The following is a 20,747-nucleotide window of genomic DNA, read 5'->3' as shown; positions in this document are numbered from 1 at the left end:
CGACCTTCCCAGTGCCGAAAGCCGTTCGGCCGTCACGGAAGACGGGCGAGTGCCTCCTGCGCGTACGAGGCGACCAGTGTGCCGTCGGCGGTGAACACGTCGCCCCGGCCGAAGCACCGGCCGTGTGCGAGCACCGGGCTGTGCTGGCGCAGCAGCAGCCAGTCGTCGGTGCGGAACGGGCGGTGGAACCACAGGTTGTGGCAGGTGACGGCGGAGAGGAATGCGGTCCCGTTACCCACCTGGCTGATTCCCTCCATCGGGCGCAGCGCGGTACCGATGAGCGTGAGGTCCGTGGCGTATCCAGCGAGAGCCGGAGCGAGGGCGGGATCGACTTCCGGTGTGCGGATCCACATCTCGAACTCGGGTGACCCCGTGTCGGTGGAGTTCAGATCGGTCCGGGTGCGGACCTCCCACGGCAGCAGTTCCACGGCCACGGTGTGGTCGTCCGTCGGGACGGCGCCGACGCTCCCGGTCCACTGGTGTGCCGGGCCGTCCTCCGGTGCGTGCATCGACACCGACGCGGTCGCCACGACCCCGGACGACTGGGAGGCCACGACGGCAAGGGTGGCGAAGGTACGGCCCTCGTGGTGCACGGTCACGTCGTACCGGAGCGACTCCTCGGCCCTGCCTTCGCGCGGGAACAGCGCGTGCAACGACTTGACGGCCTTGCCGGGACGGGTGAGCTCGGCGGCTCGGACGAACTGGCCGAGAATCTGGCCGCCGAACACCCGGTGGTATTCGAGCCGCTGATTGCGGCCCTCGAAAGCCGCGGCCGTCGAGGATTCCACCGGTGCAACCGGTTCCAGTTTCAGGCAGGTGAGCAGATCGCTCCACAACTCGGACATGCGCCGAGTGTAGGACAACTCTCCTGAATTGAGAACAGTATTCTCACTCCGCGTTGGCGAACCCTCGCGCGCAGAATTCCCACGTCTCCTCGGCCGTGATGGGGCGAGTCGTGGCGTCGTCGCTCCCGCCGCTCGACTGCGCGATGAACATGACCGTCTGCATCGTCATGGCGGCGACGCGGCGCGCGTTGAGCCCGGACCGCAGCTTGCCGGCTGCCGCGACCTTTTCCATGAGTTCGGTGAACAGTTCGAGCAGGGCGGCGTGGGCCACCTTGACCTCGGCCGGGTGGGAGACCAGCAGCTGCGGCGCGAAGTCCGTGAACAGCGGGCGCTGGGCATCGGGATCGGGTCGCGACTGCTCGAAGAGCAGTTCGACGGCCACGCGCAGTTGATCGAGGGGGTCCTCCTGCGCTGCAGCGGCGGCGCGGATCTGATCGGCCGAGCGGGTCAGGGCGTCCTCGAAGAGGGCGAGCAGAAGTTCGTGCTTGCCGTTGAACTGAAGGTAGAAGCTGCGCAGCGACTGCTTCGAACGGTCCACGACCTCCTGCACCGTGAAGTCCGTGCTGCCCTTCTCGATCATGATCGCCTGGGCGGCGTCGAGGAATCGCTGGACGCGCTGCTCGGCGCGAAGCTTGGCGGTCCGGATGGAGCGCTCGACGGCCCGCTGCTTCCAGGCGGGTTCTTCGGTGCTGGTCACGGCCTGATCCACCCCCTTTCCTGACGAGAACATGTTTGCACTGTACCGGAGGGTAAGGGCGCACCGTCGCACCGACTCCCGCCTTGTTGCAAAATTCGAGACCGTGACTTCCGACTTGAGAGAATGATATTCTCGAATGGTTCCGTACCGGCACTGCAGGAGGCGAGCGGAAATGCTCTTCGAGTTCGACCGCGATCAGCGGTTGTGGCAGGACACCGTCCGGGAGGTCACGGCGAAGCAGTGCCCGCCCGCGTTGATCCGCAGCATCGTGGACAGCGGACAGGACCCGGGACCGCTGTGGAAGGTTTACCTCGACCTGGGGTGGACCGAACTGGTCGATCCCGACGCCGCCGTCGAGCTGGCGATCCTGCTCGAGGAGCTCGGACGGGCGACCGATCCGACGCCGTATCTGGCGACGACGACCCGGTTCGCACCGCTCGCGCCCGACTTCCCGGACCCGGCGCTGTCGGGTACCGCGGTGTACGACGGAGTCGTCGCGCATCGTGACCGCGACGGCTGGACACTCAGCGGCACCGCCCGTCACGTGCTGGACGGCGACCGCGTCGACAGGTACGCCGTGATCACCGACGCCGGAGTCTTCGTGGTGCCCGCGGATCGGGTGACGGCCACCCGGACCGCGGTCCTCGACCCGGTGCTGCACGTCGCCGAGGTGACCTTCCCCGGGGTCCGCCTGCGCGACGCGGATCGCAGCTTCGCCGATGTCGAGCGCGCCCGCCACGTCGCACTGACCGGTACGGCGCTGACCATGGTCGGCGCGTGCCGCCGCATCCTCGAGCTCGTCCTCGAACACGTGCGAGGCCGCCAGCAGTTCGGGGCGCCGATCGGCTCGTTCCAGGCGGTCAAGCACAAGGTGGTCGACATGCACATCGCGATCGAGCGGGCGCGTGCGCTCGGATACTTCGCGGCGCTGACGATCGCCGAGGACGACCCACGCCGACGGGTCGCGGCATCGATGGCCAAGGCGTCGGCAGGCGAGTGCCAGTCCCTGGTGTTCCGGCACGGCGTCCAGCTGTTCGGCGCCATGGGATTCACCTGGGAGAACGACCTTCAGTTCGCGCTCAAGCGTGCCAAGGCCGGCGAGTTGATGCTCGGCGGATCCGACGAGCACCGAGCGCTGATCGCCGAGGAGTACCGTGCAGCTGACTTTTGATTCCGAGATCGAGGAGTTCCGCGCCGAGTTCCGGGCGTTCCTCGACGAACATCTACCGGCCGAGGACGAGGCCGAGCAGCGGTCACGGTCGAGTGCGGACATGCCCGAATGGGCGCGCCGCTGGCAGCGGATCCAGTTCGACCACGGCTGGCTGTCGCCGGGTAATTCCCCCGAGTTCGGTGGGCGCAACGCGACCATTCTGCAGCAGTACGTCCACCTCGAGGAACTGTCGCGGCGGCGGATCTACCACAGCTTCAACCCGCAGGGTCACGGCATCATCGCGGCGTCGCTGCTGTCGTTCGGCACCGAGGAACAGAAGCAGAAGTGGGCCAAGCGGATTCTACGCGCCGAGATCACCGCTGCGCTCGGCATGAGCGAACCCGGCGCCGGCTCCGACCTGGCGTCGCTGCGCACCCGCGCCGTCCTCGACGGTGACCACTTCGTCGTCAACGGACAGAAGGTGTGGACCTCGGGTGCCCACGACGCCGACGTGCTGCTCACGTTCGTGCGGACCGACCCCGACGCGCCGAAGCACAAGGGGATCAGTGTCCTGCTCATCCCGACCGACACGCCGGGTGTCGTGCGGCGTCCGTTCCCGTCGGCGTGCGCGGCCGACGACCTCGACTTCAACGAGGTGTTCTTCACCGACGTCCGCGTTCCCGCCGAGAATCTCGTCGGTCCTCTGAATCAGGGCTGGCACGTCGCGAACGGTTCCCTCGGACATGAGCGAACCCTGTTGTGGCTCAGCTTCTCCGACCGACTCCGCGACCTGCTCGAGGACTACCGGCCGGCGACGGTGCTTGAGCGCGACCGGTACGCGACGACTGCGATGGACGCGCTTGCGCTCAGACTGCTCGGGTCGCAAGCCCTCGCCCGGGAGACCCGCGGTGAGCAGGACGTGGCTGCCTTGTCGGTGCTCAAACTGCTGGGATCCGAGGCGGTGCAGCGCGGGACCGAGCATGCGCTGTCGGCGACCGGGTCCGACGGGCTCGTCCATCCCGCGACGACGTCCGCCTACACCCCGTGGAACCTCGACAACTTCACCTCCAGCTGGTTCGAGCGGTACCTGCGCAGTTTCGCCGGCACGATCGCCGGCGGAACGTCGGAGATCCAGCGCACCATCGTGGCCGAGCGCGTGCTCGGCCTGCTCCGAGGCTGAGGAGCCGGTTGTGCACATCCTCTACGATGTCGCCGACAAGATCGCGACCATCACGCTCAACCGCCCCGAGGTCGCGAACGCCCAGAACCGGGAGCTGCTCGACGAACTCGATGCCGCGTGGACCCGTGCCGCCGACGATCCGGATGTCGCCGTGATCGTGTTGCGGGCGGAGGGCAAGCACTTCTCCTCCGGCCACCACATCGGTGATCCGGGCGCTTTCCCGGACAAGATCACCCTGGAGTCGATCTACAGTGCGGAAAGTCGTCGCTACCTCGAGTATTCGCTGAGGTGGCGCAACGTTCCCAAGCCGTCGATCGCGGCGGTGCAGGGGCGGTGTATCGCCGGTGGACTGTTGCTCTGCTGGCCATGCGATCTCATCCTCGCCTCCGAGGACGCCTCCTTCTCCGACCCGGTGGTGTTCATGGGCATCGGCGGCGTCGAGTATCACGGCCACACCTGGGAACTGGGTCCGCGCAAGGCGAAGGAGATCCTCTTCACCGGACGTTCGGTGACTGCCGAGGAGGCCGGGCAGGTCGGCATGGTCAACAAGGTGGTGCCGCGCGACCGGCTCGACGCCGAAACCCGAGCGCTCGCCGAGCGCATCGCCTCCATGCCCGCCTTCGGTCTGCGCCAGGCCAAACGCGCGGTGAACCAGACGCTCGACGTGCAGGGCTTCTACGCCGCGATCCAGTCGGTCTTCGACATCCATCAGACCGGGCACGGCAACGCGCTGAGTGTGGGCGGAATGCCGATCCTGGTCGATCTCGAGCAGATGAAGGTGAAGCTGCGGTAGGGCGGGTGTCTCCGTGGGGAGAGGGGCATCGCGACCGCGATCGTCGCTCGCCGTCCTGTCGCGCGTACTGTATCGAAATTCTTTCTGCAACAACAGACTTGATATCTCTTATCGAGGCGGGCATGATTTATCCATGAACACACTGGCATCCCTTCACGACCTGACCGGCAAGGTTGCCGTCGTCACCGGAGGCTCTCGGGGGATCGGACGCGCCATCGTCCAGATCCTCGCAGAGGCGGGAGCCGACGTGGTCGTCGCCTCCCGCAAATTCGACGCCTGCGAAGCGACCGCAGAAGAGGTCATGGCCTCGACCGGCCGCAAGGTGCTGCCGGTCGCCTGCCATGTCGGTCGCTGGGACGAATGCGATGCGCTGGTCGATCGCACCCTCGAGCACTTCGGCCGGCTCGACGTGCTGGTCAACAACGCCGGGATGTCCCCGCTCTACGAGAACCTCGCGTCGATCTCCGAGGATCTCTACGACAAGACGTTCGCCGTCAATCTCAAAGGCCCGTTCCGCCTTGCCGTCCGCGCCGCCACGCACATGGCCGAGCACGACGGTGGATCGATCGTCAACGTCGGCACCGCCGGGTCGCTCACCGCCAGTACCCGCGAGCTGCCCTACGCGTGCGCCAAGGCCGGGCTCAATGCTCTCACCGTCGGCCTGGCCGATGCATACGCGCCGAAGGTCCGGGTCAATGCGATCCTGCCCGGTCCGTTCCGCACCGACCTGTCCAAGGCGTGGGCGCCGGCCGAGGGTGAGGATGCAGCGTTCGTGCCGCTGCGGCGGATGGGTCGCCCGCAGGAGGTCGCCCCGCTGGCCCTTCACCTGGCAAGCGAGGCCTCGAGTTTCACCACCGGCGCGATCATCCGCGTCGACGGAGGAGTGACCCGCAAGGTCTGACCGCTGCGGGTTGACGAGTTCAACACGTGATACAACGAGGTGCATGTGCCGGAGGTGGTGGCGCTGGACGGTTTCGTTGGCGCGATCCGGCTGGCGCCGGCCGACAACGACGGCAGCGGATTCGTCGTCCTCTACGAACTCGAGGGTGATCCCGCGGAGGCCGTGCACAACGTCCACGCCGCATCCGCGGCGAAGCAGTTGACCATGTCGGAGGCCCTGAGCATGGGCCCGATCCCCAAGATGCGGCTGATGCAGGTGTACAGGGAGTACCTCGAGGCCCGGTGACCTCTCGGTCCGCACTCGCTTGGACCGCGTCCGTCGTACCGTCGCGGTCGAAGTCGTCCGGAGTGGAATCTCCGTCCGGGCCGGGTGAGCGCGGCCCGGACGGAGACGACTACAGCTGCGCCAGCCTCGGCGCGGTGCCCAGAGTCCGGACGAGCGCGCCTGCCTCCCGGGTCAGTTCCTTGGCGCTGCCGAGCAGCCCGTCGAGGACGAGGACGCGTTTGACGTGCCGGTGCAGGTCGTGTTCCGCGGTGAATCCGATGCCGCCGAGGACCTGCTGGCAGTGCTTGGCCGCGGTGAGGGCAGCTCGCCCCGCCGCCGCCTTTCCCAGGAGGGCTCCGAGGTCGTCGTCGGCCGTGTTCCCGGTCTGCAACGCCGACTCGGCGCCCTCGATCGTGACGAGGGTCTCGGCGAGGCGATGTCGCACCGCCTGGAACGACGCGACCGGCTTACCGAACTGGGTGCGGTCGAGCGCGTGGGTGCGGGCGAGTTCGAGCATCGCGCGGGCGCTGCCGACGAGCCACCACCCCACCGCGCGGCGGCCCGCGGCGAGCGGCACACCCTCCGCCTCGGGACCGTCGGCGAGATGGAGCGAGATCTCGGCGTCCACGGTGACACCGGCCCGGTCGGTGCGCTCCCAGCGCACCCACCGGCCACCGGCGTAGGGCAGGGTGACGGAGCCGCCGGGGTCGCGGCCGGCGGCGACGAGGACGACGTCGTTGATCAGCGGCGCGTGTGCCCCGGTCTCGCCGAGTGTCCGGAACACCAGAGGCACGGCGATTTCGGGCATCTCGGTCAGCATGTCGTGCCAGCCGACGTCGGTCATCGCGGCGTCGAGTTCGGCTCCGGTCGCGTCGGCGGCCAGCTTGCGCACGGTGTCGCCGAGCAACTCGATCTCTTTGTCGTAGAAGGTCATTCCGCCCCCAGCCTCAGCAGTCGACGCGCGATGATGTTCCGCTGGATCTCGGCGGTCCCGCCGTAGATCGTCGCCGCGCGTGAGTATAGGAACTCTGGACGCCACTCGCTGTCGGTCAGTTCGAGTGTGCCCGGCAGCAGGTCGCGAGCCGTGTCGAACAACTGCTGCTCCGACGTCGCGAGCAGCACCTTGTCGATCGAGGTCTCCGGGCCGAGCGCGGCACCGTCGGCCAGCCGCTGCTGGGTCGACCGCGAGCGGCACCGGGCGGTATGCAACGCCAGGTACGCGGCACCGAGCTCGTCGTCGTCCGCCGTACCGAGGTCGGCCTCGGCGAGTATGCGGTCGAGGCGGGTGAACAGGTAGGTGATGCGATGCCAGAAGCACGTCGACCGCTCGTGGGGGAGCAGATCCATCGCGACCTGCCATCCGTCCCCGGGCCGGCCGAGCATGCGGTCGCCGGGGACGACGACGTCGTCGAAGTACACCTCCGCGAACTCGTCGACGCCGTGCATTGTGCGCAGGGGCCGGACGGTGATCCCCGGCGTGTCCATGTCGACGAAGAATGCGGTGATCCCGCCGTGACCGGGAGCGGTGCGGGTGAGCAGCACGCATCGCGACGCATACTGCGCGAGGCTCGTCCACACCTTCTGGCCGTTGATCACCCAGTCGTCGCCGCGGGGTACGGCGCGGGTGCTCAGTGATGCGAGGTCGCTGCCCGAGCCGGGCTCGGAGAAGCCCTGGCACCACTGTTCGCGACCGCTGAGCAGCAACGGCACCATCTGCGCCGCCAGCTCGGGTACGGCGTAGGAGATCATCGTCGGCGCGAGGACCTCGATCATCGAGTAGATGCCGGGCTCGGCCAGATCCCGGTTCGCGACCTCCTCGCCGAGCACGGCGCGCAGGACGGCCGGACCGCCGAGGCCACCCACCTCGGCAGGCCAGCCGTAACGCATCCAGCCCGCGTCGTAGAGCGCCCGTCGAACCCGGGACAGCTGAGCGACCTGGGCCTCGAAGGAATGATCGGGCGCGGGTGCCAGATCGTTCTCGTCGAGCCAGGCACGCACCGCCGCCCGGAACTCGCCGACGTTCATGCCGACGGCCGCTCGAACGCGTGCGGGATTCCCGAGTCGTGTGCCCCGCTGCGACGGAGGAACGTCATGGCGCGAGTCCGCAGCCGCCAGCCCTCGGCTGTGCGGACGTAGGTGTCGTTGTAGTACCCGATGCGCATGGCGTGGGTCGAGTGCTCCACGAAGCACAGCGGCTGCGTGCCCGTCGCGGTGTCACCGTCGAGTTCGATCAGCGCGGTTCCCGTCAGGAACAAGCCCTTCGGCGCCGCCGCCACGAGTTCGGGAAAGCGGTCGAGGGGGAATGCGTCGCCGAACGCGCTGTACGTGCCGTCGGGCGTGAACACCGCGACGACGCCGTCGACGTCGCCCTTGGTCATGTTCACCGCGTAGCGGGCGAGCAGCTGATCGATCTCCACCAGGTCGTCAGTTGCCGACATAGACCTTTCCGCCTTTCATCACGAACCGCACGTTCTGGGTGACGGTGATGTCTTCCAACGGGTTTCCCGGAACACCGACCACGTCGGCGAGCAGTCCTTCCGCGAGCCGGCCGCGATCGTCGACCCCGATCAGCTCGGCGGCGACGGTCGTGGCGGCGCGGAGCACCGAGAGCGGGCTCATACCGCGTTCGACCAGCGCCACGAGTTCGTCGGCGTTCTTGCCGTGGGGGATCGCCGGTGCGTCGGTACCGACCGCGATCTTCACCCCGGCGTCGTAGGCCTTCTTCACGGAGGTTCGCGCCCGTGGGAACATTTCCGCGGCCTTCTCCTGGAGTTCGCGCGGAGCGTGCGAGGTGTCCATGGCGTCGGCCAATCGTGTCGTCGGCACCAGATAGGTGCCGTGCTCGACCATGAGGTCGATCGCGTCGTCGTCGAGCAGGAAGCCGTGCTCGATACAGTCGATGCCGGCCGCGACAGCCGCACGCACCGCGTCCGCGCCGTGCGTGTGCGAGGCGACGCGCAGACCGCGCCGGTGCGCCTCGTCGACGATCGCCCGCAGCTCCTCGTCGGAATAGTGCTGCGCCCCGGGAGTTCCGGTGTGGGACATCACGCCACCGGACACGCACACCTTGATCAGTTGTGCGCCGTGCTTGATCTGGTAGCGGACGGCCTTGCGGACCTCGTCGACGCCGTTGGCGATACCCTCCTCGATCGAGAGCTCGAGAACGTCCGGGGCGAATGCCGCGAACATCGTCGGGTCGAGGTGGCCGCCGGTCGGAGTGATCGCGTGGCCAGCGGGCACGATGCGGGGGCCGTCGACCCAGCCGGCGTCGATCGCCTTGCCGAGCGCGACGTCGAGCAGGTACCCCCCGGTCTTCACGAACAGCCCGAGATTGCGGACGGTGGTGAAGCCGGCACGCAGCGTGCGGCGGGCGTTGCCCACCGCACGCAGCATGCGCAGCGGAGGATCGTCCTGCACGGTGGAGTAGACGGGTCGTTCGCCCCGCCCGCCCATGAGCAGGTTGACCTCCATGTCCATCAGCCCGGGGACGAGGATCAGATCGCCGAGGTCGATGACCTCGCCGCCCGATTCCCCGGCCTCCCGGCCGACTGTGCCGACACCGACGATCCGGTCGCCCTCGATGTGCAGCACACCGGGCCTGATGATCGTGCCGGCCTCGATGTCGAGCAGACCGGCCGCCTTCAGTGTCAGCATGGGCTCATACCACCGGCTCGGAAATCAGCTCGACCCAGGCCGCACCACTGTCCGGAACCCGTGCCTGCTTCCAGACCTCCACCGGGAACGACACCATGACCAACGATTGCATCAGGTGGAACAGCGCCCGGGCGTCGTCGGGCAGGTCGTCGAGGTCGAACTTGTCGCAGTAGTCGAGCGCACCGTCGATGTGCGGGAAGGCAGCGTTGTAGAACTCCTGCATCTCGGGCACGCTCGTGGCGAGGCGCTTGGCGTAGCGCTCACCCTCGGTGGCCAGGCACCAGTCGGTGTACGGCTCGAGATCGGCGAACTCAGCGGGCAGCACGGGCATCGCGGTACTCCTTGACGTAGTCCTTCGACACCTTGTGCAGGTGGCGGAGGAGGATTTCCTGGTCGTTGAGGGGGAAGTCGGTGACGTGGCCCTGGCCGATCATCGTCTGGGTCGCCTCGAGGGTGTTCGCATCCTGCAGCGCGTATTCCTTGAAGGTCACCGCGGCGAGTTCCTGGGCGAGTCGTTCCCGGGCGTTCTTCGGCGGGACGAAGTAGAGGTTGGCCTCGAAGATGTGGCGATCCACTCCGATGGGCCAGTACTGGTAGGTCAGGTACCAGCCGGGAGCCCAGAAGAGGAGCGAGAAGTTCGGGAAGATCTCGTACTCGTCCACGCCCCACGGCTTGGCCTTGGCGGGGTTGATGCCCGGCGGCAGCTCCTCGAGACCCTCGATGTCGGGGCGGTCCCACGGGCCGAACAGTCCGCTTCGCAGGGCCCGTTCGATCGGCTTGACGATGCTGGGATCCTTCGGCGGAGCCATGCCACCCCACGACGAGATCATCGAATGCGGGCTCTGCAGGTCGTAGTGCAGCGCCTCGAATCCGTAGCCGATCAGCTTGTCGGCCTCGTCCTTGACTGCCTGCTTCTGGTGCAGCACAGGTGCGTGGTAGAACTCGGCGAACGCGTCGATGAACAGCTTCCAGTTGCTGCCGACCTCGGCCTTGTAGCTGTAGACCTCGGTCATCTCGTGGAACGGGTATCCGGCGAGGTTCCTGCCGTAGTCGCCGAGGTACTCCTCGAGCGAGACCGCGTCCGGGTCGAGGTTGACGAAGATGAACCCCTCCCAGACCTCGCACCGCACCGACTTGAGGCCGTACTGGTTCTTGTCGAGGTCGAAGAACTCGCCCTCCTGCTGAACGAAGGTGAGATCGCCTTCGAGGCTGTAGCGCCACGCGTGGTACTTGCACGTGAACTGCCGGCAGGTGCCCGCGGTCTCCTCGGCGGGGAAGTCGTCCCACACCAGCTTGTTGCCGCGGTGGCGGCACACGTTGTGGAAGGCACGGATCTCGCCGTCGTTGCCCTTGACGATGATCAGCGAGGTGTCGGCGACCTTGATCTCGCGCGTGAAGTACTTGCCGGGCTTCGCGACTCGTTCGACGCGGCCGACGTAGAGCCACGTGCGCTTGAAGACGGCATTGCGCTCGTCCTCGTAGAAGGCGGGATCGGTCGAGTCGGTGTAGTCGACAGGCTCGGTGCCCAGCTCGGGCCAGTTTTCCGTCCAGCTGCCCGCAGCCGGCTTCGTGAAGTGTGCCAAGGGTCTACCTTTCCTTACCGGTCTCGACGGTGCCGTCGAGACCGCCCCTGAGTGACTCGTCGAGCTCGACGTCCTCGTCGAGTTCGATTCCGAATGTGTTGAATGCCATGGACATCAGGCAGTAGCCGCCGACAGTGAAGACGAAGTCCATTCGCTGCCGCACGTCGAGGTGCTCACCCAGCGCGTTCCACGTCTCCTCGGACAGGCGGGAGGTGTCGTCGAGCTCGTCGATCGCGGCGAGGACGAGGTGCTCGAACTTGTCGATGGCTTCGCCCGTCCGCGCGGCGGCGATCTCCTCGTCGGACAGTCCCACTTCCCTGCCCAGTTCGGCGTGGTGCTCGACTTCGTAGGTGCAGTTCCGCCGCTGTGCGACGCGGATGATCACCAGTTCCCGGAGGCGCGGCGAGAGCGTCGACCCGAACAGTAGGTGGACGCTGAACTTCGTGAAGCTCTCCGCCAGGTCCGGATGGTGAACCATCGTGGCGAGGGCGTTGCCCGCGTCCACCGGATTTCGCCGCCACTTCGGCAGGATGCCGGACAGGGCGCTGCGGGTCCGGTCGTCCCAGTGCTCGGCCGGCAGCGGGGGCAGCAAGGGCATGCACCAACCTCCTTTCGAGAGAATTGCATTCTCATTTCTGTGCATAAGGTTTCCATGACTTGTCCGGATAGTCAATGCGGGGCGCTCGGGTCGGGGATTCGGCAGGTCGCAGCCTCGGGGCCGGTGCCGTAGCGCGGCGCCGGATTGCGGAGTAACCGGCGGCCCGGATGCGGTGGGGTCAACGCGTCGGCCGGATGCAGAAGCTTGATTCTCTCTTCAGGAGAAGATAGTTTTCATAGAAATGTGCGGCACGGTACCGATGCTTCGGTCCGCCGGCCGAGGGATTCTTCGAAGGGGAGGTTCTCCATGACCACACCGGCACCGTTGCGCCCCGGCGGGCAGCTCGCCAGCACCGCCTGCACTTCCAGAGTTGTCGTCGTACGTGCTCCCGCGGACTCGGTGCCGGTCGTCGCCTGCGGCGGGAGTCCCATGGTGCCCGCCCCGGCCGGCCGTCCGGACACCTCGGGCGTGCAGAACCCGGTCACCCTCATCGGTAAGCGCTATGTCGACGCGAACGACACGGTCGAGGTCCTGTGCACCTCGCCCGGAACGGGAGAGCTCACCTGCGACGGGGTCCCCATGACCGTCAAGGCCGCCAAGGCGCTTCCCGCCTCCGACTGATCCGAAAGGGACACCCATGAACCGCGACGACATGATCCTTGTCAGCGTCGACGACCACATCATCGAGCCACCGGACATGTTCGTGAACCATCTGCCGAGGCGGTACCGCGACGATGCGCCGAAGTTGGTACACCGGGCGGACGGCACCGACGTCTGGACGTTCCGCGACACGGTCATCCCGAACGCGGCGCTGAACGCGGTGGCGGGGCGCCCGAAGGAGGAGTTCGGCCTCGAGCCCCAGGGCCTCGACGAGATCCGGCCGGGCTGCTACGACGTCCACGAGCGGGTCAAGGACATGAATGCGGGCGGTGTCCTCGCGCAGATGAACTTTCCGTCGTTCCCTGGCTTCGCCGCACGCCTCTTCGCGACCGAGGACGTCGACTTCTCACTCGCCCTCGTGCGCGCCTACAACGACTGGCACATCGAGGAGTGGTGTGGCGCATACCCGGGACGCTTCATCCCCATGGCACTGCCGGTGATCTGGGACGCCGAACTGTGCGCCGCAGAGGTGCGCCGAGTCTCGAAGAAGGGCGTCCATTCGCTCACGTTCACCGAGAACCCTGCGGTCCTGGGGTACCCGAGCTTCCATGACCCGTTCTGGAACCCGCTGTGGCAGGCCCTGTGCGACACGGACACGGTCCTGTCGATCCACATCGGATCGTCGGGCCGGCTGCCGATCCCCGCGGTCGATTCACCCCCGGACGTGCTCATGACGCTCCAGCCGATGAACATCGTGCAGGCCGCAGCCGACCTGTTGTGGTCGCAGCCGGTCAAGGACTACCCCGACCTGAAGATCGCGCTGTCCGAGGGTGGGACGGGCTGGATCCCCTACTTCCTCGAACGCGTCGACCGCAACTTCGAGCTGCACTCGACCTGGACGCTGCAGGACTTCGGCGGCAAGCTGCCCAGCGAGGTCTTCCGTGAGCACTTCCTGACCTGCTTCATCAGCGACCCGATGGGCGTGAAGCTGCGCCACGACATCGGCATCGACAACATCTGCTGGGAGATGGACTACCCGCACAGCGACTCGATGTGGCCGAACGCGCCGGAGGAACTGGACGAGGTGATGAAGCGCTACGACGTCCCGGATGCAGAGGTCGCCAAGATCACTCACGAGAACGCCATGCGCTGGTACTCGTTCGACCCGTTCACGCACGTGCCTCGTGAGCAGGCGACCGTCGGCGCACTGCGCGAGGCGGCGGCCGGCCACGACATCAGCGTCCAGTCGCGCAGCAAGCGCGTGATCGACCCGTCCGAGAAGCTCGAGTCGTTCCGCTCCCGTGCCCGTGCCGCGGTGAGCGCCAGATGAACAGGTCCACGACGGTCCGGGTGTCGCAGGCACCGGGATTCCGGCGATGACCGCGAAGATGAGAACAGTGGAGGACCGGACGTGTCCGTGGGAATGAACTTCGAGCTGACCGAGGACCAGGAGCTGATCCGCAAGTCGGTCGCAGAGCTCGCGAGCAGATTCGACGACCAGTACTGGCAGAGGAAGGATCGTGACCACGAATTCCCTGCGGAGTTCTACCAGGCAGTCGCGGACGGCGGCTGGCTGGGAGTCACCATTCCGGAGGAGTACGGCGGTCACGGCCTCGGCATCACCGAGGCGAGCCTCGTGCTCGAGGAGGTCGCCCGGTCGGGTGGCGGCATGAACGCCGCGAGCTCGATTCACATGTCGATCTTCGGCATGCACCCCGTGGTGGTGCACGGTTCCGACGAGCTCAAGGCGCGGACCCTGCCGCGTATTGCGACCGGCGATCTGCACGTGTGCTTCGGCGTCACCGAACCCGGTGCGGGGCTTGATACCTCGCGCATCACCACCTTCGCGCGGCGGGAAGGCGACCACTACGTCGTCAACGGCCGCAAGGTGTGGATCTCGAAGGCGCTCGAGTCGGAGAAGATCCTGCTGCTCACGCGCACGCAACGGTACGACGAAGTTGCGCGCAAGACCGACGGCATGACGCTGTTCCTCACCGACCTCGATCGCAGCAAGGTCGACATCCGGCCGATCCCCAAGATGGGACGCAATGCGGTCACGTCGAACGAATTGTTCATCGACGATCTGATCGTGCCGGTCGAAGACCGAGTGGGCGAGGAGGGCAAGGGTTTCCAGTACCTGCTCGACGGCCTCAACCCCGAGCGGATGCTCATCGCAGCCGAGGCGCTCGGTATCGGGCGGGTGGCGCTGGCCAAGGCCGTCGAGTACGGCAAGCAGCGCGAGGTGTTCGGCCGTCCGATCGGCATGAACCAGGGCATCCAGTTCCCGCTCGCCGATTCCCTCGCACGACTCGACGCCGCCGAACTCGTGTTGCGCAAGGCCACCTGGCTCTACGACAACGGCCGGACGTGCGGTCGCGAGGCCAACACCGCCAAATACCTTTGTGCTGAAGCAGGATTCACCGCTGCGGACCGGGCGCTGCAGGCACACGGCGGCATGGGCTATTCGGAGGAGTACAACGTCTCCCGCTACTTCCGCGAGTCGCGGTTGATGAAGATCGCCCCGATCAGCCAGGAAATGATCCTGAACTACCTGGGCTCACACGCCCTGGGACTGCCGAGGAGTTATTGATGACCGAGAAGAGATGGCTGTTCGACCTGACGGGCCGGTCGGCAGTGGTGACCGGTGCCGCGGGCGGTATCGGCTCGGCGGTCGCCGAGGCGTATGCCGCGGCCGGAGCGGCCGTGCTCGTCACCGATGTGGACGGCGATGCGGCAGCTGCTGTCGCCGAGCGTATTTCGAACAACGGCGGCAAGGCCGACAGCATGGCGCTCGACGTCCGTGACCGCGCCGCCGCCGACGCCGCGATGGCTCGCGCCGCCGGATTCACCGAGGGCGTGCTGCACGTGATCGTGAACAACGCCGGCGTGACGGCGCCGTCCATGTTCCCCGACACGACGACCGAGAGCGTCCAGCGGATGCTCGACATCCACCTCATGGGTGCGTTCAACTGTGCCCAGGCCGCGTTGCCCTTCCTCGCCACCGACGGCACCGGACGCATCATCAACGTCACCTCGTCGGCGGGCATCATCGGCACACTGGGGCAGGTGAACTACTCCGCCGCGAAGGCGGGCATCATCGGAATGACGAAGTCACTGGCTCGTGAACTGGCGCGCAAGAATATCCTCGTCAATGCACTGGCTCCGCTGGCTGCGACCCCGATGACGACGACCATCCGCACCGACGAGCGGTTCGCACCGCAGATGCTCAATCGGATCGCACTGCGCCGCTGGGCGGAACCGGAGGAGGTCGCCGGAGCGTTCGTGTTCTTCGCGTCCGATGCGTCGTCCTTCGTCACCGGGCAGGTCCTGCCCGTGGACGGCGGAATGGTCATCTGATGGCGCAGCAGGTCGGTTTCCCGCAGCCGCGCAGCGACGGTCCTTTGGCCGGCATCACCGTCGTCGCCCTCGAGCAGGCGGTCTCCGCGCCGATGTGCACGCGGACTCTCGCCGACTTCGGAGCCCGTGTGATCAAGGTCGAGAACCCCCGCGGTGGTGACTTCGCCCGCGACTACGACGACGTCGTCAACGGCCTCGCCGCCCACTTCGTCTGGGTCAACCGCGGCAAGGAATCGGTGACCCTCGATCTGAAGAGTCACGCGGGGATCGACCTGCTGCACCGACTGCTCGGCCGGGCCGACGTCCTGGTGTCCAACCTCGCACCGGGCGCCGTCACCCGCCTCGCCCTGTCGCGCGCGGACCTGGCCGAACGGCACCCCGACCTGATTGCCGTCGACATCGACGGCTTCGGAGCGGGCGGCCCGCTGTCCCACAAGCGCGCCTACGACCTGCTGGTACAGGCGGAGTCGGGGGTGTGCTCGGTGACCGGGCATCCCGGTGCCCCGGCCAAGCCCGGCCCACCCGTCGCCGACGTCACCTCGGGCCTGTACGCGGCGCTGTCGATCCTGGCCCTGTTGTGCGGCCGCGCACGGGGGCGCGGTGACCGGGCCCCGGCGGTGTCCGTGAGCCTGTTCGATTCCATGGCCGAGATGATGGGGTACCACCTCACCTACGCCCGGCACTCGGGTATCGACCAGCAGCCGTTGGGTATGAGTTCGCCGGCGGTCGCCCCGTATGGGGCGTATGCGACCGTCGACGGGCAGACCGTCGTCCTGGGAACCACCAACGACCGCGAATGGCAGCGTCTCGCCCGCGACATCCTCCAGCGGGACGATCTGGCAGACGACGCGCGGTTCCGGACCAATTCCGATCGCGTGCAGAACCGGGACGTGCTCGACGCGGAGATCGGTGCGTGGTGCGCCCGGCACGACCTCGAACACGTGCAGAAGACAGCCGACGCCGCCGGCATCGGCAATGCGCGCTACAACGTCCCCAGCGAGGTCCTCGCACACCCGCAGCTCGCCGGCCGCGAGCGATGGCGGCGGATCGACACCCCGAACGGCCCGATTCCGGCGCTGTTGCCGCCGCCGGTCATCGAAGGATTCGACCCGCCGATGGGAGCGGTGCCCGGACTCGGCGAACACACCGATCACGTGCTCACCGAACTCGGTCTGGGCCCGGACGCAATCGGCGCGCTGCGCGACCGGGGCGCGATCGGCCCGGCCTACCGGTGACCGCTGACCTGCGACGAGAGGAAGCACCGTGAGCAACGGTCCCGTCCTGATCATCGACGACCGTGACGGCGTGCGGACCCTGACCCTGAACCGTCCGCGTCGCCGCAATGCGATCGACATGGAACTGTGGGCCGCTCTACGTGATGCCTTCGACGCCGCCGGTAACGATCCGGAGGTGCGGGCGCTGGTGCTCACCGGCGCGGGCGGTGCCTTCAGCTCGGGTGGCGACCTCGCGGGCTCGGCCGACACGCACCCGGTACGCAAGCTGAAGATGCTCGGTGACGTCGCGCTGCGTCTGCACGAGCTGCCGATCCCCACGGTCGCCAAGGTCACCGGTGTTGCCGTCGGTGCCGGATGGAATCTCGCCCTCGGCTGCGACTTCGTCGTCGCCACCCCGTCGTCGACCTTCTCGCAGATCTTCGCCAAGCGCGGCCTGTCACTCGATCTCGGTGGCTCGTGGCTGCTGCCCAAGTTGGTGGGCCTGCAACAGGCGAAACGGCTCGCCCTGCTCGCCGAGACGATCGATGCGGAGCAGGCACGGGCGCTGAACCTGGTGACCTGGGTGGTGCCGGACAACGAGATCGACCGCTTCGTCCTGGATCTGGCACAACGCCTGGCGGCCGGACCTCCCGTCGCCCTGGCCCAGACCAAGGCATTGCTGAACGAGGGCGCCGATCGCACGCTGCGTGATGCGCTGGCCGGCGAGGGCCGGGCGCAGTTGGTCAACTTCGCAACCGTCGACGCCCCCGAGGCGTACGCGGCGTTCGCAGACAGGCGGGAGCCGCAGTTCACCGGTGGCTGGGGCGTGCCCCGAGCTACCATCCCGGCCCGTGTTCCATCCCCGAACCGGCCTTGACGTCAGGAGATTCGATGCGTGAAGTCGTGATTGCCGAGGCGGTCCGTACCCCGGTAGGCAAACGGAACGGCGGTTTGTCGTCCGTCCACCCCGTCGACCTGTCCGCCGTCGTGCTACGGGCGCTCGCGGAGCGTACCGGGATCGATCCCGTTCTCGTGGAGGACGTGGTGTGGGGTTGCGTGTCCCAGGTGGGTGACCAGTCGAGCAACGTCGGCCGATACTCGGTGCTCGCGGCCGGATGGCCCGAGTCGGTGCCGGGAGCGACCGTCAACCGGGCGTGCGGATCGAGCCAGCAGACCCTCGATTTCGCAGTGCAGGCGGTGATGTCGGGCCAGCAGGACATCGTCGTCGCCGGTGGCGTCGAGACGATGAGCCGGGTCCCGCTCGGTGCGGCACGCAGCACGGGAATGCCGTACGGTCCGGCAGCTCTCGACCGCTACGACGGCTTCTCCTTCAATCAGGGTGTCTCTGCCGAGATGATCGCGGAGAAGTGGGGTTTCACCCGCACCCGGCTGGACGAGTTCTCCGTACGTTCGCACGAACTGGCCGCGGCAGCGCAGGACGCGGGCTCGTTCGACGCACAGATCGTTCCCGTTACAACAGAAGCTGGGGTTGTCACCCGGGACGAAGGAGTGCGACGCGGGACAACGGTCGAGAAGCTCGCCGGTCTGAAGCCGGCGTTCACCGACGACGGGGTGATCCACGCGGGAAACTCCTCCCAGATCTCCGACGGGGCCGCAGCCCTGCTCGTGACGACGCCGGAGAAGGCACGCGAGCTCAGTCTGACGCCGCTCGTGCGATACCGCGCGGGCGCCGTCGCCGGCGCGGATCCCGTACTCATGCTCACCGGGCCGATTCCGGCAACCGAGAAGGTGCTGCGCAAGGCGGGGATCGCCATCGCCGACATCGGGGTGTTCGAGGTCAACGAGGCGTTCGCGTCCGTACCGCTGGCCTGGCTCGCCGAGACAGGTGCGAATGCGGAACGGGTGAACCCGCTCGGTGGTGCGATCGCGCTCGGCCATCCGCTCGGCGGCTCGGGTGCGGTTCTGATGACCCGGATGATCCACCACATGCGGGACAAGGGAATTCGTTTCGGCCTGCAGACCATGTGCGAGGGCGGCGGTACCGCCAACGCAGCGGTCGTCGAGCTCGTCGACTGAGGAGGGACTGTGCGTCGAGATCTGTTCACCGAGGACCACGAAGCGTTCCGCAAGCTCGCGCGCGACTTCGTCGAGCGGGAGGTCGTCCCGCATTACGCGGAGTGGGAGAAGGCGGGACGGATGCCCCGCGAATTCTTCCGCAAGCTCGGCGCGCTCGGCATGCTGGGCACCGCGATTCCCGAGGAGTACGGAGGCGGGGGAGTCCCCGACTACCGGTTCAACGTCGTGCTGCAGGAGGAGGCCGCGCGAGCGCTCGTCACTCTCGGCACCGTGCGCACGCAGCTCGACGTGATCCTGCCGTACTTCCTGGAGTACGCCGACGAGCGGCAGCGCCGACGCTGGTTCCCCAGGCTGGCGGCGGGTGAGTTGCTCACCGCCGTCGCCATGACCGAACCCGGGACAGGCTCGGACCTTGCCGGCATCCGCACAACGGCGGTTCGCGACGGTGACGAGTACGTCCTCAACGGTGCCAAGACCTTCATCACGGGCGGGTTGCTGGCCGATCTGGTGATCGTCGTGGCTCGGACCTCGAACGATCCGGACAACCGACGCGTCGGACTGACCCTGCTCGTCGTCGAGGACGGCATGTCCGGATTCACGCGGGGCCGGGTGCTCGACAAGATGGGCTGCAAGGTGCAGGACACCGTCGAGCTGTCGTTCACCGACGTGCGGGTGCCGGTGACGAATCGGCTCGGTGAGGAGGGGCGGGCATTCGAGTATCTCGGGCACAATCTGCCGCAGGAGCGGATGACCGTGGCCGTCGGTTCGGTCGCCCAGTCACGGGCCGCGATCGCAGCCACGATCGACTACGTCAAGGAGCGTAAGGCGTTCGGGACGCCGGTGGCCGCGTTCCAGAACACGAAGTTCGAGCTCGCGGCGATGGATGCAGATGTCGAGGCGGCGCAAGCCGTGCTCGACCGGGCCGTCGGCGAACTCGTGCGCGGGGAACTCTCCGGTGCGGATGCGGCGAGGGTCAAATTGTTCTGCACCGAGGTCCAGGCTCGCGTGGTGGATCGCTGCCTGCAGTTGTTCGGCAGCTACGGCTACATGACGGAATACCCGATCGCCCGGCTGTACTCCGACGCTCGGATCACCCGGATCTACGCGGGGACCAGCGAGGTCATGAAGGTGATCATCGCGAAATCTCTGGGTCTGTGAGACGAGCCGCAGACAATTTCTGGTGAGACCCTTGTCACATCTCTCAAACCAACCTACTGTGTGTTCAGTAGGTTGGTCGCCGTGGAAGGAGACGTGATGCCGGAGCCCCGCCCCTATGCCACCCTTCTCGCGAAGGGGGCGGATCGCCGGCAGGTGATCCTGGCCGTCGCGCAGCGGTTGCTGGCGCGGCAAGGGTGGCGATCCACGTCGCTCGCGCAGATCGCTGCCGAGGCCGGCGTGACTCGTGCGGGGCTGCTGCATCACTTCGAGTCCAAGGATCAGTTGCTGCATGCCGTTCTCGATGCACGCGATGCCGCGGACGACCGTGATGTGGACCGCTCGGGTGACTTCATCGAGCAGCTCGAGCGAGTAGTCGAGCGCTTCGATCGCTCTCCGGAGCTGATCGGGACCTTCGCCCTGCTCCTGGTCGAGAACCTGGAGCCGGATGCTCCATTGCACGACCGCCTACTGGACCGACACCGGAGTTCCGTCGACACCATCGAGGAGAGCATCCGGCGCGGACAACGCGCCGGCCGGTACCGAGCCGATCTGGACGCTGCTGTCAAAGCAGCGGAGGTTGTGGCGTTTCTCAGAGGAATGGAGCTCTTATGGCTGCTCGATCGTTCGATTCCGCTGTCCGAGATCTTCCAGGAATACACTCGGTCACTCATTCGACAGCTCTCGCCCGCAACCGCGGTCTGAGGTATCGGCTGGCC

The 20,747-nt window shown here is 67.2% G+C and carries 23 protein-coding genes; 14 read left to right on the top strand and 9 right to left on the bottom strand.

The window, feature by feature from the left end; translation table 11 throughout:
- Positions 1-32: 32 nt before the first annotated feature.
- Complete coding sequence (locus tag HFP48_RS26285) at positions 33-845, bottom strand: acyl-CoA thioesterase domain-containing protein (RefSeq protein ID WP_168580355.1); 813 nt, start codon at positions 843-845, stop codon at positions 33-35.
- A gap of 43 nt (positions 846-888) precedes the next feature.
- Positions 889-1,575 carry a TetR/AcrR family transcriptional regulator gene (locus tag HFP48_RS26280; RefSeq protein WP_168580354.1) on the bottom strand — a complete coding sequence of 229 codons (687 nt, stop codon included), beginning with the start codon at positions 1,573-1,575 and terminating at the stop codon, positions 889-891.
- Positions 1,576-1,714: 139 nt separating this feature from the next.
- Here HFP48_RS26280 and HFP48_RS26275 point away from each other — a divergent pair, with 139 nt between their 5' ends.
- The 5 genes from HFP48_RS26275 (at position 1,715) to HFP48_RS26255 (ending at position 5,851) form a co-directional block, all read left to right on the top strand.
- Positions 1,715-2,713 (top strand): acyl-CoA dehydrogenase family protein, encoded by a 999-nt coding sequence (locus HFP48_RS26275; protein ID WP_168580353.1) that lies wholly within the window; start codon positions 1,715-1,717, stop codon positions 2,711-2,713.
- Positions 2,697-3,872, top strand: coding sequence for an acyl-CoA dehydrogenase family protein (locus tag HFP48_RS26270; protein ID WP_168580352.1), 1,176 nt, complete (start codon positions 2,697-2,699; stop codon positions 3,870-3,872). The genes HFP48_RS26275 and HFP48_RS26270 overlap by 17 nt, the downstream gene beginning before the upstream one ends.
- A gap of 10 nt (positions 3,873-3,882) precedes the next feature.
- Positions 3,883-4,665: an enoyl-CoA hydratase gene (locus HFP48_RS26265; RefSeq protein WP_168580351.1), complete on the top strand. Its 783-nt coding sequence runs from the start codon at positions 3,883-3,885 to the stop codon at positions 4,663-4,665.
- A 133-nt stretch (positions 4,666-4,798) separates the two neighbouring features.
- Positions 4,799-5,566, top strand: a complete 768-nt coding sequence (locus HFP48_RS26260; protein ID WP_168580350.1) for an SDR family oxidoreductase — start codon at positions 4,799-4,801, stop codon at positions 5,564-5,566.
- Positions 5,567-5,611: 45 nt separating this feature from the next.
- Positions 5,612-5,851: a hypothetical protein gene (locus tag HFP48_RS26255; RefSeq protein WP_246872483.1), complete on the top strand. Its 240-nt coding sequence runs from the start codon at positions 5,612-5,614 to the stop codon at positions 5,849-5,851.
- A gap of 109 nt (positions 5,852-5,960) precedes the next feature.
- Here HFP48_RS26255 and HFP48_RS26250 read toward each other — a convergent pair whose 3' ends face one another.
- The 7 genes from HFP48_RS26250 to HFP48_RS26220 are packed head-to-tail and all read right to left on the bottom strand — an operon-like array spanning position 5,961 to position 11,665.
- Positions 5,961-6,764, bottom strand: a complete 804-nt coding sequence (locus tag HFP48_RS26250; RefSeq protein WP_168580349.1) for an acyl-CoA dehydrogenase family protein — start codon at positions 6,762-6,764, stop codon at positions 5,961-5,963.
- Positions 6,761-7,855 carry an acyl-CoA dehydrogenase family protein gene (locus tag HFP48_RS26245; RefSeq protein WP_168580348.1) on the bottom strand — a complete coding sequence of 365 codons (1,095 nt, stop codon included), beginning with the start codon at positions 7,853-7,855 and terminating at the stop codon, positions 6,761-6,763. The genes HFP48_RS26250 and HFP48_RS26245 overlap by 4 nt, the downstream gene beginning before the upstream one ends.
- The gene (locus tag HFP48_RS26240; RefSeq protein WP_168580347.1) at positions 7,852-8,268 is read right to left on the bottom strand and encodes a nuclear transport factor 2 family protein; all 417 of its coding nucleotides are present in this window, start codon (positions 8,266-8,268) and stop codon (positions 7,852-7,854) included. Before HFP48_RS26240 ends, HFP48_RS26245 begins: the two co-directional genes overlap by 4 nt.
- The gene (locus tag HFP48_RS26235) at positions 8,255-9,484 is read right to left on the bottom strand and encodes an amidohydrolase family protein (protein WP_168580346.1); all 1,230 of its coding nucleotides are present in this window, start codon (positions 9,482-9,484) and stop codon (positions 8,255-8,257) included. Before HFP48_RS26235 ends, HFP48_RS26240 begins: the two co-directional genes overlap by 14 nt.
- Positions 9,485-9,488: 4 nt before the next feature.
- The gene (locus HFP48_RS26230; RefSeq protein WP_168580345.1) at positions 9,489-9,815 is read right to left on the bottom strand and encodes a hypothetical protein; all 327 of its coding nucleotides are present in this window, start codon (positions 9,813-9,815) and stop codon (positions 9,489-9,491) included.
- Positions 9,796-11,067: an aromatic ring-hydroxylating dioxygenase subunit alpha gene (locus HFP48_RS26225; protein ID WP_168580344.1), complete on the bottom strand. Its 1,272-nt coding sequence runs from the start codon at positions 11,065-11,067 to the stop codon at positions 9,796-9,798. Before HFP48_RS26225 ends, HFP48_RS26230 begins: the two co-directional genes overlap by 20 nt.
- A gap of 4 nt (positions 11,068-11,071) precedes the next feature.
- Positions 11,072-11,665: a carboxymuconolactone decarboxylase family protein gene (locus HFP48_RS26220; protein WP_168580343.1), complete on the bottom strand. Its 594-nt coding sequence runs from the start codon at positions 11,663-11,665 to the stop codon at positions 11,072-11,074.
- A gap of 306 nt (positions 11,666-11,971) precedes the next feature.
- Here HFP48_RS26220 and HFP48_RS26215 point away from each other — a divergent pair, with 306 nt between their 5' ends.
- The 9 genes from HFP48_RS26215 (at position 11,972) to HFP48_RS26175 (ending at position 20,733) form a co-directional block, all read left to right on the top strand.
- Positions 11,972-12,286, top strand: coding sequence for a hypothetical protein (locus HFP48_RS26215; RefSeq protein ID WP_168580342.1), 315 nt, complete (start codon positions 11,972-11,974; stop codon positions 12,284-12,286).
- A 16-nt stretch (positions 12,287-12,302) separates the two neighbouring features.
- A complete protein-coding gene (locus HFP48_RS26210) occupies positions 12,303-13,595 on the top strand; it encodes an amidohydrolase family protein (RefSeq protein ID WP_168580341.1) in 1,293 nt (430 codons plus the stop codon).
- Between the two features lie 93 nt (positions 13,596-13,688).
- Positions 13,689-14,855 carry an acyl-CoA dehydrogenase family protein gene (locus HFP48_RS26205; protein ID WP_168580661.1) on the top strand — a complete coding sequence of 389 codons (1,167 nt, stop codon included), beginning with the start codon at positions 13,689-13,691 and terminating at the stop codon, positions 14,853-14,855.
- Positions 14,855-15,622: an SDR family NAD(P)-dependent oxidoreductase gene (locus tag HFP48_RS26200; protein ID WP_168580340.1), complete on the top strand. Its 768-nt coding sequence runs from the start codon at positions 14,855-14,857 to the stop codon at positions 15,620-15,622. Before HFP48_RS26205 ends, HFP48_RS26200 begins: the two co-directional genes overlap by 1 nt.
- Positions 15,622-16,857, top strand: coding sequence for a CaiB/BaiF CoA-transferase family protein (locus tag HFP48_RS26195; RefSeq protein WP_168580339.1), 1,236 nt, complete (start codon positions 15,622-15,624; stop codon positions 16,855-16,857). The genes HFP48_RS26200 and HFP48_RS26195 overlap by 1 nt, the downstream gene beginning before the upstream one ends.
- 28 nt (positions 16,858-16,885) lie before the next feature.
- Positions 16,886-17,713: an enoyl-CoA hydratase-related protein gene (locus HFP48_RS26190; RefSeq protein WP_168580338.1), complete on the top strand. Its 828-nt coding sequence runs from the start codon at positions 16,886-16,888 to the stop codon at positions 17,711-17,713.
- A 14-nt stretch (positions 17,714-17,727) separates the two neighbouring features.
- A complete protein-coding gene (locus HFP48_RS26185; protein WP_168580337.1) occupies positions 17,728-18,873 on the top strand; it encodes a thiolase family protein in 1,146 nt (381 codons plus the stop codon).
- Positions 18,874-18,882: 9 nt separating this feature from the next.
- Positions 18,883-20,031: an acyl-CoA dehydrogenase family protein gene (locus tag HFP48_RS26180; protein ID WP_168580336.1), complete on the top strand. Its 1,149-nt coding sequence runs from the start codon at positions 18,883-18,885 to the stop codon at positions 20,029-20,031.
- Between the two features lie 96 nt (positions 20,032-20,127).
- A complete protein-coding gene (locus HFP48_RS26175; protein ID WP_168580335.1) occupies positions 20,128-20,733 on the top strand; it encodes a TetR/AcrR family transcriptional regulator in 606 nt (201 codons plus the stop codon).
- Positions 20,734-20,747: the final 14 nt, after the last annotated feature.

It is taken from the genome of Rhodococcus sp. DMU1 (genome assembly GCF_012272955.1).
GTDB classification, from domain to species: domain Bacteria; phylum Actinomycetota; class Actinomycetes; order Mycobacteriales; family Mycobacteriaceae; genus Rhodococcus; species Rhodococcus aetherivorans.
Note: the sequence above shows the minus strand (reverse complement) of the source record. Positions and strands in the feature narration are given on the sequence as shown.

Coding starts and splice junctions, on each gene's coding strand:
- HFP48_RS26215 (WP_168580342.1), top strand. CDS start 11,972: ATGACCACACCGGCACCGTTGCGCCCCGGCGGGCAGCTCGCCAGCACC.
- HFP48_RS26205 (WP_168580661.1), top strand. CDS start 13,689: ATGAACTTCGAGCTGACCGAGGACCAGGAGCTGATCCGCAAGTCGGTC.
- HFP48_RS26285 (WP_168580355.1), bottom strand. CDS start 845: ATGTCCGAGTTGTGGAGCGATCTGCTCACCTGCCTGAAACTGGAACCG.
- HFP48_RS26210 (WP_168580341.1), top strand. CDS start 12,303: ATGAACCGCGACGACATGATCCTTGTCAGCGTCGACGACCACATCATC.
- HFP48_RS26250 (WP_168580349.1), bottom strand. CDS start 6,764: ATGACCTTCTACGACAAAGAGATCGAGTTGCTCGGCGACACCGTGCGC.
- HFP48_RS26235 (WP_168580346.1), bottom strand. CDS start 9,484: ATGCTGACACTGAAGGCGGCCGGTCTGCTCGACATCGAGGCCGGCACG.
- HFP48_RS26275 (WP_168580353.1), top strand. CDS start 1,715: ATGCTCTTCGAGTTCGACCGCGATCAGCGGTTGTGGCAGGACACCGTC.
- HFP48_RS26220 (WP_168580343.1), bottom strand. CDS start 11,665: ATGCCCTTGCTGCCCCCGCTGCCGGCCGAGCACTGGGACGACCGGACC.
- HFP48_RS26185 (WP_168580337.1), top strand. CDS start 17,728: ATGCGTGAAGTCGTGATTGCCGAGGCGGTCCGTACCCCGGTAGGCAAA.
- HFP48_RS26195 (WP_168580339.1), top strand. CDS start 15,622: ATGGCGCAGCAGGTCGGTTTCCCGCAGCCGCGCAGCGACGGTCCTTTG.
- HFP48_RS26175 (WP_168580335.1), top strand. CDS start 20,128: ATGCCGGAGCCCCGCCCCTATGCCACCCTTCTCGCGAAGGGGGCGGAT.
- HFP48_RS26230 (WP_168580345.1), bottom strand. CDS start 9,815: ATGCCCGTGCTGCCCGCTGAGTTCGCCGATCTCGAGCCGTACACCGAC.
- HFP48_RS26200 (WP_168580340.1), top strand. CDS start 14,855: ATGACCGAGAAGAGATGGCTGTTCGACCTGACGGGCCGGTCGGCAGTG.
- HFP48_RS26260 (WP_168580350.1), top strand. CDS start 4,799: ATGAACACACTGGCATCCCTTCACGACCTGACCGGCAAGGTTGCCGTC.
- HFP48_RS26280 (WP_168580354.1), bottom strand. CDS start 1,575: ATGTTCTCGTCAGGAAAGGGGGTGGATCAGGCCGTGACCAGCACCGAA.
- HFP48_RS26240 (WP_168580347.1), bottom strand. CDS start 8,268: ATGTCGGCAACTGACGACCTGGTGGAGATCGATCAGCTGCTCGCCCGC.
- HFP48_RS26245 (WP_168580348.1), bottom strand. CDS start 7,855: ATGAACGTCGGCGAGTTCCGGGCGGCGGTGCGTGCCTGGCTCGACGAG.